Origin of the sequence: Novosphingobium huizhouense (genome assembly GCF_020179475.1) — a bacterium.
GTDB classification, from domain to species: Bacteria; Pseudomonadota; Alphaproteobacteria; order Sphingomonadales; family Sphingomonadaceae; genus Novosphingobium; species Novosphingobium huizhouense.
The window spans coordinates 371,723-387,004 of record NZ_JAILXZ010000002.1; the positions used below are offsets into that span (position 1 = coordinate 371,723).

General features: G+C 68.5%; 16 protein-coding genes and 2 riboswitches. Of the genes, 1 reads left to right on the forward strand and 15 read right to left on the reverse strand.

All coding sequences use genetic code 11. The features are described from left to right. Positions 1 to 12: 12 nt before the first annotated feature. Positions 13 to 1,572: a fatty acid--CoA ligase gene (locus tag K3A85_RS10085; protein ID WP_225206385.1), complete on the reverse strand. Its 1,560-nt coding sequence runs from the start codon at positions 1,570 to 1,572 to the stop codon at positions 13 to 15. A 155-nt stretch (positions 1,573 to 1,727) separates the two neighbouring features. Here K3A85_RS10085 and K3A85_RS10090 point away from each other — a divergent pair, with 155 nt between their 5' ends. Next, entirely contained in the window at positions 1,728 to 1,865 is a 138-nt protein-coding gene (locus K3A85_RS10090; RefSeq protein WP_225206386.1) for an Entericidin EcnA/B family protein, read from the forward strand. 66 nt (positions 1,866 to 1,931) lie between these two features. Here the strand turns inward: K3A85_RS10090 and gcvPB are convergent, their stop codons facing one another. The 14 genes from gcvPB to K3A85_RS10160 form a co-directional block, all read right to left on the reverse strand. Next, complete coding sequence (gene gcvPB / locus K3A85_RS10095) at positions 1,932 to 3,494, reverse strand: aminomethyl-transferring glycine dehydrogenase subunit GcvPB (protein ID WP_225206387.1); 1,563 nt, start codon at positions 3,492 to 3,494, stop codon at positions 1,932 to 1,934. After that, positions 3,491 to 4,849, reverse strand: coding sequence for an aminomethyl-transferring glycine dehydrogenase subunit GcvPA (gene gcvPA, locus K3A85_RS10100; RefSeq protein ID WP_225206388.1), 1,359 nt, complete (start codon positions 4,847 to 4,849; stop codon positions 3,491 to 3,493). The genes gcvPB and gcvPA overlap by 4 nt, the downstream gene beginning before the upstream one ends. A gap of 4 nt (positions 4,850 to 4,853) precedes the next feature. Next, on the reverse strand, positions 4,854 to 5,225 hold the full coding sequence (gene gcvH, locus K3A85_RS10105) for a glycine cleavage system protein GcvH (protein ID WP_225206389.1): 372 nt from the start codon (positions 5,223 to 5,225) through the stop codon (positions 4,854 to 4,856). Further along, on the reverse strand, positions 5,225 to 6,391 hold the full coding sequence (gene gcvT, locus K3A85_RS10110) for a glycine cleavage system aminomethyltransferase GcvT (RefSeq protein WP_225206741.1): 1,167 nt from the start codon (positions 6,389 to 6,391) through the stop codon (positions 5,225 to 5,227). Before gcvT ends, gcvH begins: the two co-directional genes overlap by 1 nt. 46 nt (positions 6,392 to 6,437) lie before the next feature. Continuing rightward, positions 6,438 to 6,565, reverse strand: a riboswitch (glycine riboswitch). Then, positions 6,566 to 6,684, reverse strand: a riboswitch (glycine riboswitch). 73 nt (positions 6,685 to 6,757) lie between these two features. Further along, positions 6,758 to 7,432, reverse strand: coding sequence for an NAD(P)H-binding protein (locus K3A85_RS10115; protein ID WP_225206390.1), 675 nt, complete (start codon positions 7,430 to 7,432; stop codon positions 6,758 to 6,760). Continuing rightward, positions 7,425 to 8,597, reverse strand: coding sequence for a deoxyguanosinetriphosphate triphosphohydrolase (locus K3A85_RS10120; RefSeq protein WP_225206391.1), 1,173 nt, complete (start codon positions 8,595 to 8,597; stop codon positions 7,425 to 7,427). Before K3A85_RS10120 ends, K3A85_RS10115 begins: the two co-directional genes overlap by 8 nt. Beyond that, on the reverse strand, positions 8,594 to 9,259 hold the full coding sequence (locus K3A85_RS10125) for an aspartate/glutamate racemase family protein (RefSeq protein ID WP_404822920.1): 666 nt from the start codon (positions 9,257 to 9,259) through the stop codon (positions 8,594 to 8,596). Before K3A85_RS10125 ends, K3A85_RS10120 begins: the two co-directional genes overlap by 4 nt. Positions 9,260 to 9,376: 117 nt before the next feature. Then, on the reverse strand, positions 9,377 to 10,393 hold the full coding sequence (locus K3A85_RS10130; protein WP_225206393.1) for an SO2930 family diheme c-type cytochrome: 1,017 nt from the start codon (positions 10,391 to 10,393) through the stop codon (positions 9,377 to 9,379). Further along, positions 10,390 to 11,610, reverse strand: a complete 1,221-nt coding sequence (locus K3A85_RS10135) for a parallel beta-helix domain-containing protein (protein WP_225206394.1) — start codon at positions 11,608 to 11,610, stop codon at positions 10,390 to 10,392. The genes K3A85_RS10130 and K3A85_RS10135 overlap by 4 nt, the downstream gene beginning before the upstream one ends. 121 nt (positions 11,611 to 11,731) lie before the next feature. Further along, positions 11,732 to 13,147, reverse strand: coding sequence for an NAD(P)(+) transhydrogenase (Re/Si-specific) subunit beta (locus K3A85_RS10140; RefSeq protein WP_225206395.1), 1,416 nt, complete (start codon positions 13,145 to 13,147; stop codon positions 11,732 to 11,734). After that, positions 13,147 to 13,431 (reverse strand): NAD(P) transhydrogenase subunit alpha, encoded by a 285-nt coding sequence (locus K3A85_RS10145; RefSeq protein WP_169494092.1) that lies wholly within the window; start codon positions 13,429 to 13,431, stop codon positions 13,147 to 13,149. The genes K3A85_RS10140 and K3A85_RS10145 overlap by 1 nt, the downstream gene beginning before the upstream one ends. 1 nt (position 13,432) lies before the next feature. Continuing rightward, the gene (locus tag K3A85_RS10150; protein ID WP_225206396.1) at positions 13,433 to 13,852 is read right to left on the reverse strand and encodes an endonuclease domain-containing protein; all 420 of its coding nucleotides are present in this window, start codon (positions 13,850 to 13,852) and stop codon (positions 13,433 to 13,435) included. A gap of 86 nt (positions 13,853 to 13,938) precedes the next feature. Next, complete coding sequence (locus K3A85_RS10155; RefSeq protein ID WP_225206397.1) at positions 13,939 to 15,072, reverse strand: NAD(P) transhydrogenase subunit alpha; 1,134 nt, start codon at positions 15,070 to 15,072, stop codon at positions 13,939 to 13,941. 7 nt (positions 15,073 to 15,079) lie between these two features. Next, entirely contained in the window at positions 15,080 to 15,202 is a 123-nt protein-coding gene (locus tag K3A85_RS10160; RefSeq protein ID WP_263624788.1) for an aa3-type cytochrome c oxidase subunit IV, read from the reverse strand. Positions 15,203 to 15,282 lie beyond the last annotated feature (80 nt).

Sequence of the window (15,282 nt, forward strand, 5' to 3'; positions counted from 1 at the left end):
CTCGGCGCGCGCTCAGTTGACCTGCCGCTCCATCCCCGCCCAATAGGGCTCGCGCAGCGTGCGGCGCAGGATCTTGCCCGAAGGATTGCGCGGCAAGGCATCCATCACGTCGACGCTCTTGGGCACCTTGAAGCCGGCGATGCGCTCGCGCGCCCAGGTGATGACGCTCGCGGGGTCGATGCTGTGCCCTTCCTTGGGCACGCAGACGGCCTTGACCGCTTCGCCCCACTTGGCATCGGGCACGCCGATCACCGCCACTTCGAGCACGTCGGGGTGGCCGTAGATCGCGCTTTCGACTTCGGCGGGGTAGACGTTCTCGCCGCCCGAGATGATCATGTCCTTGATGCGATCCTGGATGTAGATGTAGCCCTCGTCGTCCATGTAGGCGGCATCGCCGGTGCGCACCCAGCCGTCCTCGGACAGCGTCTTGGCGGTCGCTTCGGGCAGGTTCCAGTACCCCAGCATGTTGTTGGCCGACCGCGTCTCGATCTCGCCCACCGTTCCGCGCGGCACTTCGTTGCCCTCGGGATCGACGATGCGCACTTCGACGCCCGGATTGGCGCGCCCGGCCGAACGCATCTTGGGGCTGCCGTTCAGATCGTGGTCGTCGGGCACCAGCGAAACCACCGTGCCGGTCGTCTCGGTCATGCCGTAGCACTGCATGAAGCCCGCATTGGGGATCGTCTTGCACGCCTCGCGCAGCAGCTCGAGCGGGATCGGCGCCGCGCCGTACATCACGTAGCGCAGCTTGCTGAAGTCGGTCTGCGCCGCCAGAGGATGCTGGATCAGCATCTGCAGCGCGGCCGGCACGATGAAGAAGCGGGTGATCCCCTGCCCGATCGCGGTCAGCGCGCCCTCGGCGGTGAACTCGGCGTGGATGATCCCGCGCACGCCCGCGCCGAAGGCCATCGTGCCAAGGCCCGTGCCGCCGATGTGCGCGCAGGGCATGCACACCAGGATCGCCTCGTCCTTGTCCCACTCGGCCCAGGGGAGGCCGGCCTCGAGGCTCGCCTTGCGCAGCCCGAACATGTTGCGCTGGCACAGCACCGCGCCCTTGGGGTTGCCCGTCGTGCCCGAGGTGTAGAGCTGGAGGAAGGCATCCTCGGGGCCGGCCGGCGCGATCGTTTCCGCAGGCGGCGTCGCCATGATCGCGCGGCGCGCCTCGGCCTCGCCGATCACATGCTCGAGCGCGGGGCACTTGTCCTTGAGCGTTGCCGAGAGCCCGACGAACTCCTCGCCCACGACCGCCAGCTTGGTGCCGGTATCGTTGAGGATGTAGCACATCTCGGCAGGCGCCAGCCGCCAGCCGATCGGGGCCATCACCACGCCGATGCGCCCCGCGCTCAGCAGCAGCTGGAAATAGAGATCGTCGTTCTTGCCGATCCAGGCGATGCGATCGCCCTTCTTGACTCCCTTCGATTCGAGGAACCCCGCGATCCGGCGCGAGATCACCTCGAGCTCGCCGTAGGTGGTCAGCCGATCGCCCTGTTCCATCGCCACGGCATCGGGCCGGTCCTTCGCCCAATGTCTGAAGTGTTCGTCGAACGTCAGGAAATCTGCGGTCTCGCGCATTGTATCGTCCTCTCCGTGCCCGGTGGCGGAACCCGCCCGGGCTGCAACCGTTCTCGCTTGCGTCAAACCACTGGAGCAAGCAGCGGCGGACCCGGCCCCCTTCTCGGCGGCCCGATCCATCGCTTGTTAATTATCCGATTAAAGGAGCAAACGCGATGGTTCGCAAGATGCTTTTTGCCGCCGCACTGGGTGGCCTCGTCCTCTCGGCCTCGGCCTGCAACACGGTCAAGGGCGCGGGCCAGGACCTCAAGTCCGCCAGCCAGTCGACCGAGGACGCGATCAACGGCAAATAAACCCGCGATCGAACCTTATGGCGAAACCCCCGCGCCGGCCATCCGGCGCGGGGGTTCCTGCATTGGTCAGCCCTTCCACACGAGCTTGGGCTTCCTTGCCGCCAGCGTCTCGTCGAGCCGACGCCGCGGCGCAAGGTGCGGCGCGGACTTCAGCGCCTCGTCGCCGGCGCGCGCGCGTTCGGCCAGCGACCGCATCGCCCCGATGAACTGGTCGAGGCTGCGCTTGCTCTCGGTCTCCGTCGGCTCGACCAACATTGCCCCGTGGACCACCAGCGGGAAGTACACCGTCATCGGGTGGAAGCCCTCGTCGATCAGCCCCTTGGCGAGGTCGAGCGTCGAGAAGCCTTCGGCAAAGCCGTCGTCGCTGAACAGCGCCTCGTGCATGCACGGCCCCGCCGCGCCGAACGGTGCGTCGAGCACGTCGTCGAGGCTGCGCAGCACGTAGTTCGCGTTGAGCACGGCATCGCCCGAAACCTGCCGCAACCCGTCCGCGCCATGGCTCAGGATGTAGGCGAGCGCGCGCGTGTACATGCCCATCTGCCCGTGGAACGCGCACATCCGTCCGAAGGCCTGCGCGTGCCCTTCCTCGGCCGCGGTCTCCTCCTCGACCAGGCGGACAGAGCCGTCGGCCTGGCGCGCGGTGAACGGCAGCGGCCCGAACGGCGCGAGCGCCTCGGACAGCACCACCGGCCCCGAACCCGGCCCGCCGCCGCCGTGCGGGGTCGAGAAGGTCTTGTGCAGGTTGATGTGCATGGCATCGACGCCGAGGTCGCCCGGGCGGACCCGGCCGACGATCGCGTTGAAGTTGGCGCCGTCGCAATAGACGAAACCGCCCGCCGCGTGGACCGCGTCGGAGATCGTCTTGAGATCGCGTTCGAACAGGCCGCAGGTGTTGGGATTGGTGATCATCACCCCGGCTACGTCCGGCCCGAGCCTGGCAGTCAGCGCCGCCACGTCGACGCGCCCGTCGGCGGTCGCGGGAATGTTCTCGACGCGGTAGCCGGCAAAGGCCGCCGTCGCCGGGTTGGTCCCGTGCGCGCTTTCGGGCACGAGGATGACCTCGCGCGCATCGCCCCGCGCTTCCAGCGCGGCGCGGATGCACAGCAGGCCGCACAGCTCGCCATGCGCGCCGGCCTTGGGGGTCATCGCCACGCCGTGCATGCCGGTCAGCGTGATCAGCCACTGCGCCAGCTCGTTCATCACCTTGAGCGCGCCCTGCACCGTCGACTGCGGCTGCAGCGGGTGCACGTCGGCAAAGCCCGGCATCCGCGCGACCTTCTCGTCGAGCCGCGGGTTGTGCTTCATCGTGCACGATCCCAGCGGGAACAGGCCGAGGTCGATCGCATAGTTCTGGCGCGAAAGCCGAGTGTAGTGGCGCACCGCTTCGGGCTCGGTCAGCCCGGGCAGGTCGACTGGCGCGCTGCGGCGCGAGGGCAGCCCACCCAGCAAGGTCTCGTCGAGGTCGTCATCGTCGAAGTCGACGCCGCAGTGCTCCAGATTGCCGATCTCGAAGATCAGCGCTTCTTCCAGCTGCAGCGCGCGGTTGTCGGTGAAGGTTTCGATCGACGGGGCGGCGACGCCGGATGCACTGATCGACGGGCGCCAGCCCGATGGATTGATCTCGTTCATGCCAGCACCTCCTCGAGTGCGGAAACAAGCGCCGCGATATCGTCCGCGCTGGTGCATTCGCTCGCCGTCACCAGCAGCCCGCCCGAAAGCGCCTCGGCGCCCGGATAAAGCCGGCCCAGCGACACCCCGCCGAGCACACCCTTGTCGGCAAGGTCGCGCACCACCGTCCTTGCATCCTTGGGAAGAACCACCGCGAACTCGTTGAAGTAACTGTCGTTCACGATCGTGACGCCCGGCACCTTCGCCAATGCCTGCGCGGTCTGCACCGCACGAATGCGGCTGAGCTTGGCCATCTTTTCCAGCCCCTTGCCGCCGAGCAAGGTCAGGTGGATCGAGAAAGCCAGCGCGCAAAGCCCGGAATTCGTGCAGATATTGCTCGTCGCCTTCTCGCGCCGGATGTGCTGCTCGCGCGTCGACAGCGTCAGCACGAAGCCGCGCTTGCCATCGGCATCGAGCGTCTCGCCGCACAGCCGGCCCGGCATCTGCCGCACGTACTTCTCGCGACAGCCGAACAGGCCGAGGTACGGCCCGCCGAACTGCAGGCCGACGCCGAGGGACTGGCCTTCGCCCACCACGATGTCGGCGCCGAGTGCGCCCGGGCTTTCGAGCAGGCCCAAGGCCACCGGCTCGGTCACCACCACGATCAGCAGCGCGCCCTTGGCCTGCGCGGCTTGCGCGATCTTCGCGAGGTCGGGAACGCGCCCCATCACGTCGGGATACTGCACCACCACGCTGGCGGTCTCGCCGTCGATGTCGGCGATGACGGCATCGTCGTCGCTCGCCGCCACCAGTTCGGGAAGCCGCGTCACCAGCCTGTCGCCGGTGAACTTCGCCATCGTCCGCGCCGTCTCGACATAGTGCGGATGCACGCCGCCCGACAGCACCGCCTTGCTCCGCCTGGTCACGCGGCCGGCCATGGTGATCGCCTCCCAGCACGCGGTCGACCCGTCGTAGAGCGAGGCATTGGCGACATCGGTGCCGAACAGACGCGCCACCTGCGTCTGGAACTCGAACAGCACCTGCAGCGTGCCCTGCGCGATTTCGGGCTGGTAGGGCGTGTAGGCGGTCAGGAACTCGCCGCGCTGGATCAGGTGGTCGACGCTGGCGGGCACGTGGTGGCGATAGGCGCCCGCGCCGAGGAAGAACGGCGCCTGCCCGGCGGTCAGGCTCTCGCCCGAAAGCCGCGCCATGTGGCGCTCGACCGCCATTTCGCTGGCGTGCATCGGCAGGCCGGGCACCGGACCCGCCAGGCGTGCTTCGACCGGCACGTCGGCGAACAGGTCGTCGACCGAGCCCGCGCCGACGCGCTCGAGCATGGCCGCGCGGTCGCCATCGTTGAGGGGCAGATAACGCATCGGCTCAAAGCTCCGCGACGTAGGCCTTGTAGGCGCCTTCATCCATCAGGTCGGCCAGTTCGCCGGCATCCGACAGCGTCATCCGCCACAGCCAGCCCGCGCCTTCGGCGTCGGAGTTGACCAGTTCGGGCTGGTCTTCCAGCGCGGCGTTGCCTTCGGTCACGCTGCCCGAGACGGGTGCATAGACATCGCTCGCCGCCTTGACCGAATCCACCACCGAGCAGCTGTCGCCCTTGCCCACGCTCGCACCGGCGGCGGGCAGTTCGACGAAGGTGATGTCGCCCAGCTGGCTCTGCGCGTACTCGGTGATCCCGACGGTCGCGGCATCGCCCTCGACCTCGATCCACTCATGGTCCTTGGTGAAATAGCGGGGCATCAGGCGGCTCCTTTGCGATGATAGCGGTGGGGTACGAAAGGCATGGGAACGACCGTCGCGGAAAGCTTGCGTCCGCGCACGTCGATGAACAGGCTGGTGCCGGGCGCGGCATGCGCGCTCTCGACGTAGGCCATGGCGATCGGGCGCTCGAGGCTGGGCGAGAACCCGCCCGAAGTGACCGTGCCGACCGGATTGTCGCCGAGCAGCACCACCGCGCCTTCGCGCGCGGCCATGCGCCCTTCGATCGAAAGGCCGATGCGCCGGCGCGCGGGGCCTTCCATCAGCGCCTCGATCACGCGCTCGGCGCCGGGAAAACCACCCTCGGCGCGGCGGCGCTTGTTGATGCCGAAGGCAAGGCCCGCCTCGACCGGTTCGTTGTCGGCGGTCATGTCGTGGCCGTAGAGCGGCAGCCCGGCTTCGAGGCGAAGGCTGTCGCGCGCGCCCAGTCCGACCAGCCTGACCTGCGGCTGCGCGGCAATCTGGTCGGCGATCTCGGCGGCTTTCCCGGCCGGGATCGAGATTTCGAAGCCGTCCTCGCCGGTGTAGCCCGAGCGGCTGATCCACGCGTCGACGTCACCCAGCTTGCCGGCAAACGTGAACGCGGCGCCGCGCATGAAGCTCAGGTCCTCGAGCGCCTGCTCGCCGCGCACCAGCGGCGCCAGCGCCTCGGCGGCCTTCGGCCCCTGCAGCGCGAGCAACGCGCTGTCGTCGAGGTGGTTGATCGTTACCGCATCGGGCAGGATCTCGCGCAAGTGGGCGATGTCGTCCCACTTGGTCGCGCCGTTGACCACGAGATAAAAGCCGGTGCCCCAACGGGTGACCATCAGGTCGTCGAGGATGCCGCCGGTCTCGTCGAGCAGCAGCGAATAGCGCACGCCGCCCAGCGGCAGCGTCGACAGGTCGATCGGCAGCGCCGCCTCGAGCGCGGCTTCCACGCCCTCCCCCGAAATGTAGAGCTGGCCCATGTGGCTGACGTCGAACAGCCCGGCGCTGGTCCGCGTCCACACATGCTCGGCGATGATGCCTTCATACTGCACCGGCATTGCATAGCCGGCAAAGTCGACCATGCGGCCGCCGCGAGCGCGGTGCCAGGCGTCGAGCGGCAGTTCGAGCGGACCCGAAGGGACCTCCGGATCTTCGAAATCGTTCGCAGGAATGTCGTTCAAGTCGCTCACAAACGTGGACTCCGCGCGCAAGGATGGCACCATTTCCGGTGCCCCCTCTGTCACGGAAACCTGAGAGCTTTCCCCCGCGCCATCGCATGGCGGCGGGGTTACCCCTTCGGCGGCCCCCCCATCCGCGCCATGCGCGATGCGGGAACACTTTCCAGAGCGACGCTATCGACCCACGCGGTCCTTTTGCCTGAGAGATTCCGGGGCGGTTGCTCCTTCGGCGCCCTGCGAACCCGGCCTCCACCTGGCGGAAGCCCGAATCGCAGGAGCTCTCCCGCGCGATCAGCGACGCACGACCCTTCGCGCATGCAGCATGGCGAAGTCAATCCGCGCGACCCGACTTTTCGGCGGAAAGGTCGCTCAGCGGGCCAGCAGCCGGCGGAACTCGGGGTAATGATGGATGAACCGCCCGTCCGGGCGCGCACCGACCAGCGCCACGATCACCTGCGCGAGGTCTCGCGCGCGCACCGACCGGAACCGCGCGAGGTTGCCGAGCAGCAGCGGATCGACCAGCGGGCTCGCCAGCATGCCCAGCCGTTCGGCAGGGCGCGGCGGCCCTTCCCGCTTCCCGCGCAGCAGTCCCGGGCGCAGGATGTCGAACCGGGCGAAGTGCAGTTGCGCCAGCCGTTCCTCCACCTCGCCCTTCACCGACAGGTAGAAATTGCGCGAGGAAAGCGCGGCACCGACCGAGGATACCAGGATAAGTTGCCGCGTGCCGGCAGCCTTGGCCGCCGTCGCGCAGGTCAGCACGAGGTCGTGGTCGACGGCGCGGAACTTCGCCCGGTCGCCGCCCTGCGCCTTGATCGTGGTGCCGAGCGCGACCACCAGCGTCGGCGGCCGCGTCTCGGCGATCGCCTGCGGCCAGTGCGACGGGTCTGCCAGCAGCAGCTCGATCCGCGCGCCTTGCGGCATGGCCAACTCCCGCCGGGCGAGGCCCGACAGCGCGATGTCCGGGCGCCGGGCGCAGGCGGCGATGACCTCGCGCCCGACCAGCCCGGTCGCCCCCACCAGCATCACCCGCGCGGCATCATACATTGCGCAAACCCTCCGGGCTTTCGCCGAACAGCCTGGCGTAGCAGTCGGCGGCGTAGCGATCGGTCATCCCTGCGATGAAATCGGCGATGTGGCGGCTGCGCGCGGGCTCGGCATCGGGCAGCCGCGCGCGCCAGCCCTCGGACATCGCGGCAGGTTCGGCGCGATAGGCCTCGAACAGCCGTGCGACGACGTGCCGCGCGCGCTCGGCCGCGGCGATCTGCTCGGGATGGTAGTAGAGCCGCTCGTACATGAACGCCTTGAGCGTGCGCTCCTCCTCGCGCATCGCCGGCGAGAAGTGGCACAGCGTGACGCCGGCGGCGCGCACGTCCTCGACCGTCCGCACCCCGCTCGCCGCGATCCGCGCCTGCGTCTCGGCCAGCACGTCGTTGACCATCCGCCCGATCTGGCCGCGCACCAGCTCGCGCTGCATCCGCTCGCGCGGGGCGCCCGGGAAGCGTTGCTCGATCGTGCGCCACTGTTCCGCCACCGAAGGCAGCTCCATCAGGTCGTCGAGCGTCAGGAACCCGGCGCGCAGGCCGTCGTCGATGTCGTGGTTGTCATAGGCGATGTCGTCCGAGATCGCCGCCACCTGCGCCTCGAGCGAAGCGTGGCTCGCAAGATCGAGCGGGAACGCCGCGTCCAGCTCGGCCAGCGCCCAGGTCGGCGCGTGGATCGGCCCGTTGTGCTTGGCGATGCCTTCGAGCGTCTCCCACGACAGGTTCAGCCCCTCGTGCCCGCAATAGGGGCTTTCAAGCCGCATCAGCACGCGCAAGGTATTGGCGTTGTGGTCGAACCCGCCGGCATCGGCGAGCGCCGCCTCGAGCGCGTCCTCGCCGGCGTGGCCGAACGGCGGATGGCCGATGTCGTGCGCCAGGCACAGCGCCTCGGTCAGGTCTTCGTCGAGGCCCAGCGTGCGCGCGATCACCCGGCCGATCTGCGCGACTTCCAGGCTGTGCGTCAGCCGCACGCGGTAGTGGTCGCCGTCGGGCGCGATGAACACCTGCGTCTTGTGGCGCAGCCGCCGGAACGCGATCGAATGGACGATGCGGTCGCGGTCGCGCTGGAAGGCCGAGCGGGGCCCGCGCGCCGTCTCCGGCTCGAGCCCGTATTCCCGCCCGCGCGTGCGCGCCGGGTCCGAGGCATAGGGCGCGCACGCCGTCGTCACGCGCCGAGGATCCACTCCACCGCGGCTTCGGCGTGGATGCGCGTGCCGTCGTAGATCGGCAGCACGTTGGCATCGACGTCGATCACCATGTCGAGCTCGGTGCAGCCGAGCACCACCGCTTGCGCGCCGGCCTGGCCCATGTTGGTCAGGATCGTGCGGAACGTGCGTTCGGCGCTGCGCGTGGCGCGGCCCTGCATCAGCTCCTCGTAGATGATCCGGTCGATCTCCTCGACATTGTCCATCACCGGCGGCAGCAGCGTGACGCCGTGCTCGACCAGCCGCTTGCGGTAGAAGCTTTCGACCATCACGTTGCGCGATCCGATCAGCGCGGCGGTCTTGACGCCTGCCGCCTGCATCTTGTCGCCCACCGCGTCGGCGATGTGCAGCACCGGCACGCCGACCGCAGCGGCGATCCGGTCATAGACCTTGTGCATCGAGTTGGCGCCGATCAGGATCGCCGTCGCCCCCGCCTGTTCGAGCCGCCGCGCGCTCGCTTCGAGCACGTCGCCCGCGCGCGCCCATTCCTCGGGCGTCGACAGGCGGACGAGGTTGGTGAAGTCGAGGTTCTCGATCAGCATCGGCGCGCTGGCGAGCCTGGTCGTGCGCGCCTGCACCAGCTTGTTGATATGCTCGTAGTAGGTCCGGGTCGAAACCCAGCTCATGCCTCCGATCAGGCCAATCTTGCGCAACGTGGAATCTCCCCGCGGGATGACGGTCCCCCCGTCCCGCCGGGGATTACGCAACCGCCGCGCGGGCGGCAAGCGGGCGCCGCGCCCCGGTCACCGCCTCATCGTGGCTATCCACCGCTTCACGACCGCGATCCCCGCCGGATCGACGCTCGCCCGGCCCAGTTCGGGCATCGCCACGCCGCCCTCGGTGCTGGCCATGCGGAACGGCAGGATCGAATGCTCGGGGTCCCCCGGCACCACGTCGAACTCGAACGTGCCCGCGCCGCGTCCCGCCGCCACCGGACGCTTCATCACGCCGGTGCGATAGGGGTCGTCCTGCTCCCAGCGCAAGTCGAGCCCCGAATTCGAGGCCGAGCCTTCCGGGTTGTGGCAATGGGCGCAGTTGGCCTCGAGATAACCGCGCGCGGCAAGCGCCACCGGCGCACCGTCGCGCTCCTCCCACACCGGCAGGCGCGTCTTGACCACCGGCACGGCATCGAGCCTGCCCGCCCGGACCTGCGCGGCGAGCCACGTCGCCGCGAGGTTGCGCGCCTTCGGCCCGATCGGCGTCACCGCGCCCGACAGCGCGTGGCATTCCTTGCACTGGTTCTTGTTGGGGATGGCATAGTCGATCGCGACCCCGGCCGGAGTCGTCAGCGCAAGCCTTGCGCCGGCCAGCGCCAACCGCGCCTCGGTCTGTTCCGCATTCCAGCGATAGGGCAGCGCCACCCAGCCCGAAGCGCGATGCAGCAGCACGCGCGTCTCGATCAGCCGGCGCTTGCCCCCGGCCGGAAAGGCGAAGGTCTTGATCAGCGCGGCGCCGACGGGCAGGTCGAGCAGCCCCTCGCCTTGCGCCCGCGCCTTCGCGCCCTTGGGCAGATAGACGAAGCGCAGCTTCTCCGCCCCGTCCGACCACAGCGGCGTGTTGAGCCGGTAGGGCACGACCCCGTCGGCCGGAACCTGCGCCGCGGCATCGGCGAAGAAGCCGAACTCGGCCAGCGTCTGCGGGTAACCCTCCGCCGTCACCGCCGCATCGTTCACCCGCGCGCCGTCCGCCAGCGCGTCGGGCCTCGGGCTTGCCGCGACGAGCGCGGTCAGCGCCGCGGCCAGCAGCACCAGCCGCTTCATCGCGCGATCCGCGCCTCCAGCGCCGCCGGCGCGCCGACGCTCGCGCGGTCGACGCGCTTGACCGGCGCGGTCAGCTTGAGCGGCGAAGGCCTTGCCGCCTCGGCCGATGCGCCCTGCGCCGGGAGGTTGAGCGAGAGGCCGGGCAGCGAGGCGGCCACCATCAGCGCCTCTCCGGGCTTGCCCAGGCCATCCCACAGCACCGGCGGCAGCGCGCCGCCCAGCGCCGCCTTCAACTGCGCGCCGCCCGGAAGCTGCGGATCGTCGCCGCCCCCGCGCACGAGGTTGTCGCCCACCACCACGTTGCGCGGATAAGGATTGTAGCGCTTGTCCTCGAACGCCTTGGGATAGGCGACGACCAGCACTTGCGCGGTCGGGTTGTTCTCGAGCGTGTTGTGTTCGACCAGCACGCCGTCGTTGGCCATGACCATCACGCCGGTTCCGCGCGGCACGCCCGCAACGATGTTGCCCTTGGGCGCGAAGTTCGGCGTGTCGTTGGCGACCACGAGGTTGTTCTCGATCACCGTGTTGCCGCCGCCCATCACCGGCAGGCCGGGGAGGTCGAAGACGAGGATGCCGCCCGCGTTGCCGGTCACCATGTTGGCGGTCACCAGCGCGTTGCGGCTGTTCTCGATCTCGATCCCGGCCACATTCTCGCGCGCGATCGAATGGCGCACGGTGATGTCCTTGCTCTGTCCGACGTAGATCCCGGCATCGGACGCGCCGCGCACCACGCAGCCGTCGATCAGCACGCCCGTGCTCTGCACCGGGTAGATGCCATAGGCGCCGTTGGTCTCCTTGGGCGCGCCGCTCCATGTCACGCGGACGCGGCGATAGACCACCCGGTCCGCGCCCTTCGACTTGATCCCGTCGCCGTGTGCGTCCTCGACCGCAAAGTCGCGCAGGGTGACGTCGTCGGACGTGACCAGCAGGCCCTCGCCCGCGCCCTTCTGCCCGGCGAAGTCGAGGACCGTCGCGTACATCCCTGCGCCCTTGACGGTCACGCCGTCGACATCGAGCGATAGCCCGTCGTCGAGCGCGAAGCGCCCGGCGCCGAGTTCTACGACATCACCCGGGTGCGCGGTGATCAGCGCCTCCTGCAGCCGGCCTTGCGCGCCGTCCCCGGGCGCGACCGCGATCGTCCTGGCGACGGCAAGGTGGGAGATGGCGGCAAGGGCGAGCGCTCCCGCCACGGCGAGCTTCTTTTCTGGCATCCTCATGGCCCGAGAGAATGCGCTGACATTCGTGTAAGTCAATCGCGATCGCGCAATCGGCTCAACGCAGAAAGGCCCGCCACCGTGTTCGCGGTGACGGGCCTTTCGAAATCGTGGCTGCCGGCGCTTAGTGCGCCAGCGCCTTGACGATGTCTTCGACCATCTTCTTGGCGTCGGCCAGAAGCATCATGGTCTGGTCCATGTAGAACACGTCGTTGTCCACGCCGGCATAGCCCACGCCGCCCATGGAGCGCTTGACGAAGAAGATCGTCTTGGCCTTGTCGACGTCGAACACCGGCATGCCGTAGATCGGCGAGGACTTGTCGGTCTTGGCGGCCGGGTTGACCACGTCGTTGGCGCCGATGATGAAGGCAACGTCGGCCTGCGCGAACTCGGAGTTGATGTCCTCCAGCTCGAACACTTCGTCATAGGGCACGTTGGCTTCGGCCAGCAGCACGTTCATGTGGCCGGGCATGCGGCCCGCCACCGGGTGGATGGCGTACTTCACGTTGACGCCTTCCTTTTTCAGCACGTCGCCCATCTCGCGCAGCGCGTGCTGCGCCTGGGACACGGCCATGCCGTAGCCCGGGATGATGATGACGTTTTCGGCTTCCTTCATCATGTAGGCGGCGTCTTCGGCGCTGCCGCGCTTCCACGGGCGCTGCTCCTTGGCCGCGCCGCCGCCGGCCGCCGCTTCCGCGCCGAAGCCGCCCGCGATCACCGACAGGAACCCGCGGTTCATCGCCTTGCACATGATGTACGAAAGGATCGCGCCCGAAGAGCCCACCAGCGCGCCGGTGATGATCATCGCGGTGTTGTGGAGCGTGAAGCCCATCGCCGCCGCGGCCCAGCCCGAATACGAGTTGAGCATCGAGACGACCACCGGCATGTCCGCGCCGCCGATCGGGATGATCAGCAGGAAGCCGATGATGAACGACAGGACGGTGATCGTCGCGATCACCCACTGGCTCTGGTCCTGCGTGAAATAGGCGACGAGGCCGAGGATCGCGATCAGCGTGCCGAGGTTCAGCACGTGGCGGCCCGGCAGCAGGATCGGCGATCCGCTCATCTTGCCCGCCAGCTTCAGGAACGCGATGATCGAACCCGAGAAGGTGATCGCACCGATGGCGATACCAAGGCCCATCTCGATCCGGCTCTGCGGTTCGATGATTCCGTCAGCGCCGGCAATGCCGAAAGCCTGCGGGTTGAGGTAGGCGGCAAGGCCCACCAGCACGGCGGCAAGGCCGACCAGCGAGTGGAACGCCGCCACCAGCTGCGGCATGTCGGTCATCTTGATCTTGCGCGCGGTGACGAAGCCCACCCCGCCGCCGATGGCGATCGCGCCTGCGATTTCCGGCAGGCTGGCGATGCCGTGCGTGACCAGCGTGGTGACCATCGCGATGGTCATGCCGATCATTCCATAGCGGTTGCCCGCGCGGCTCGTCGCCGGGCTGGAAAGCCCGCGCAGCGCGAGAATGAAGAGGACGCCCGAGACGAGGTAGGCGAGCATCGCCCACGAAGGAACGGCAGTGACGTGTTCCATCACTTCTTCTCCTTCTTCTTGTACATCGCCAGCATGCGCTCGGTCACGGCAAAGCCGCCGAAGATGTTGACCGAAGCCAGCACCACAGCGCCAAGGCCCAGCCACTTCGACACGGCAGACCCTTCCGCCGCCGAAGCCACCAGCGCGCCGACCACGATCACCGAGGAAATCGCATTGGTCACCGCCATCAGCGGCGTATGCAGCGCCGGGGTAACCGACCAGACCACGTAATAGCCCACGAAGCAGGCCATCACGAAGATCGAGAGAATTGAGATGAAGTCCATATCAGCACGTGACTCCGAAAGAGTCTCCCCCTCTGGGGGAGGTGGCAGCCCGAAGGGCTGACGGAGGGGGAACTTTGCCGCACTGGGCGACGATGGAATTGGCGACTGCCTCGGGGTCGCGCAGGACCTCGGCGGCGGCAATACGCATGACCGCGAAGCCTCGGGAACGGAGAACGGAATCGCGGACTTCATCGTGGTCCGGATTGTCGCCCATCGAATGGGCGATACCGTCGATCTCGATCACGAGACGCGCTTGCGCGCAGTAGAAATCGACCACCATGCGACTGACGGGATGTTGGTTGCGAAACTTGAACCCCATGGGGCGGCGGCGAAGCTGTTGCCAGAGCAGCCCCTCGGGCAACGACATGAGCCGCCGCAACCTGCGGGCGGATGCCAACGCCTCGGGCGTGTGGTCTTCCATCGGCTTCCCCCTCCGTCAGCGCTTCGCGCTGCCACCTCCCCCAATGGGGGAGAATCCCCCGAACTGCTTCCGGTCCCCCGAACCGATCACCCGAGCAGCCTCTCATGCACCACCTTGCCGCCTTGCGTCAGGCGGATGGCGGTGCCGATTTCCTCGTCGAGCACAGGCTTGCCCAAACCCTTGTCCCAGAACGCCGAGAGGAAGTTGTAGAGGTTGCGGCTGAACAGCGCCGAAGCGTCGGCCGGCAGGTGCGCGGGCGTGTTCGAATAGCCGACGATCTTTACGCCGTGCTTCACGACCACCTGGTCCGCCACAGAACCTTCGACGTTGCCGCCTTGCGCCACGGCGAGGTCGAAGATGACCGAGCCGGGCTTCATGCTGGCGATCTGCGCGTCCGAAACCAGGCGCGGCGCAGGCCGGCCCGGGATCAGCGCGGTGGTGATCACGATGTCCTGCTTGGCGATGTGGCTCGACACCAGCTCGGCCTGGGCCTTCTGGTATTCCTCGCTCATCTCCGTCGCATAGCCGCCGGCGCCCTCGCCCTCGATCCCGGCGACGCTCTCGACGAAGATCGGCTTGGCGCCGAGCGACTGGATCTGCTCCCTGGTGGCCGAGCGCACGTCGGTCGCCGAAACCTGCGCGCCGAGGCGGCGGGCGGTGGCGATCGCCTGCAGCCCGGCGACGCCGACGCCCATGACGAAGCACTTGGCCGCCGAAACGGTGCCGGCGGCGGTCATCATCATCGGGAAGGCGCGGCCGTAGTGGTCGGCCGCGACGAGCACCGCCTTGTAGCCGGCGAGGTTCGACTGGCTGGAGAGGATGTCCATCGACTGCGCGCGGGTGATGCGCGGCATGAACTCCATCGCCAGTGCTTCCAGGCCGGCGGCGGCATAGGCGTCGACCCGGTCGCGGCGGCGGAAAGGATCGAGCCCTGCCGCCACCCACGCACCGGGCTTTGCCCCGGCGAGAAGCTCCGCTTCGGGCCCCTGCACGCCGAGCACGATGTCCGCACCCGTCGCCGCCGCGCCCTCGGCCACGACCTCGGCTCCTGCCGCGCGGTAGTCGTCGTCGCCGATCGACGCGGTCGCGCCGGCGCCGCTCTCGATCCGCACGACGGCGCCGAGCGCGATGAACTTCTTCACCGTCTCGGGCGTTGCCGCGACGCGCGTTTCGCCTTCCGCCCGCTCGCGCAGCACGGCGATCGTGGTTGCCCCCGCCATGACGGTCTTACTGGATGATCAGGACGACGAAGGCGACGATCAGCGCGATGATCGGGGTCGAGACCTTGATCATGTTGATGAAGCCTTCGTAGGTCGCCTTGGCGGCCTTGATGTCGTTTGCCGGAGCCATGTGTTCGTTTCCCTCAAAATCCCGCGCTGTAGCGCGCGCATGCTCTAACCACATGGCCTTGACGTACTCAAGCATGCGCT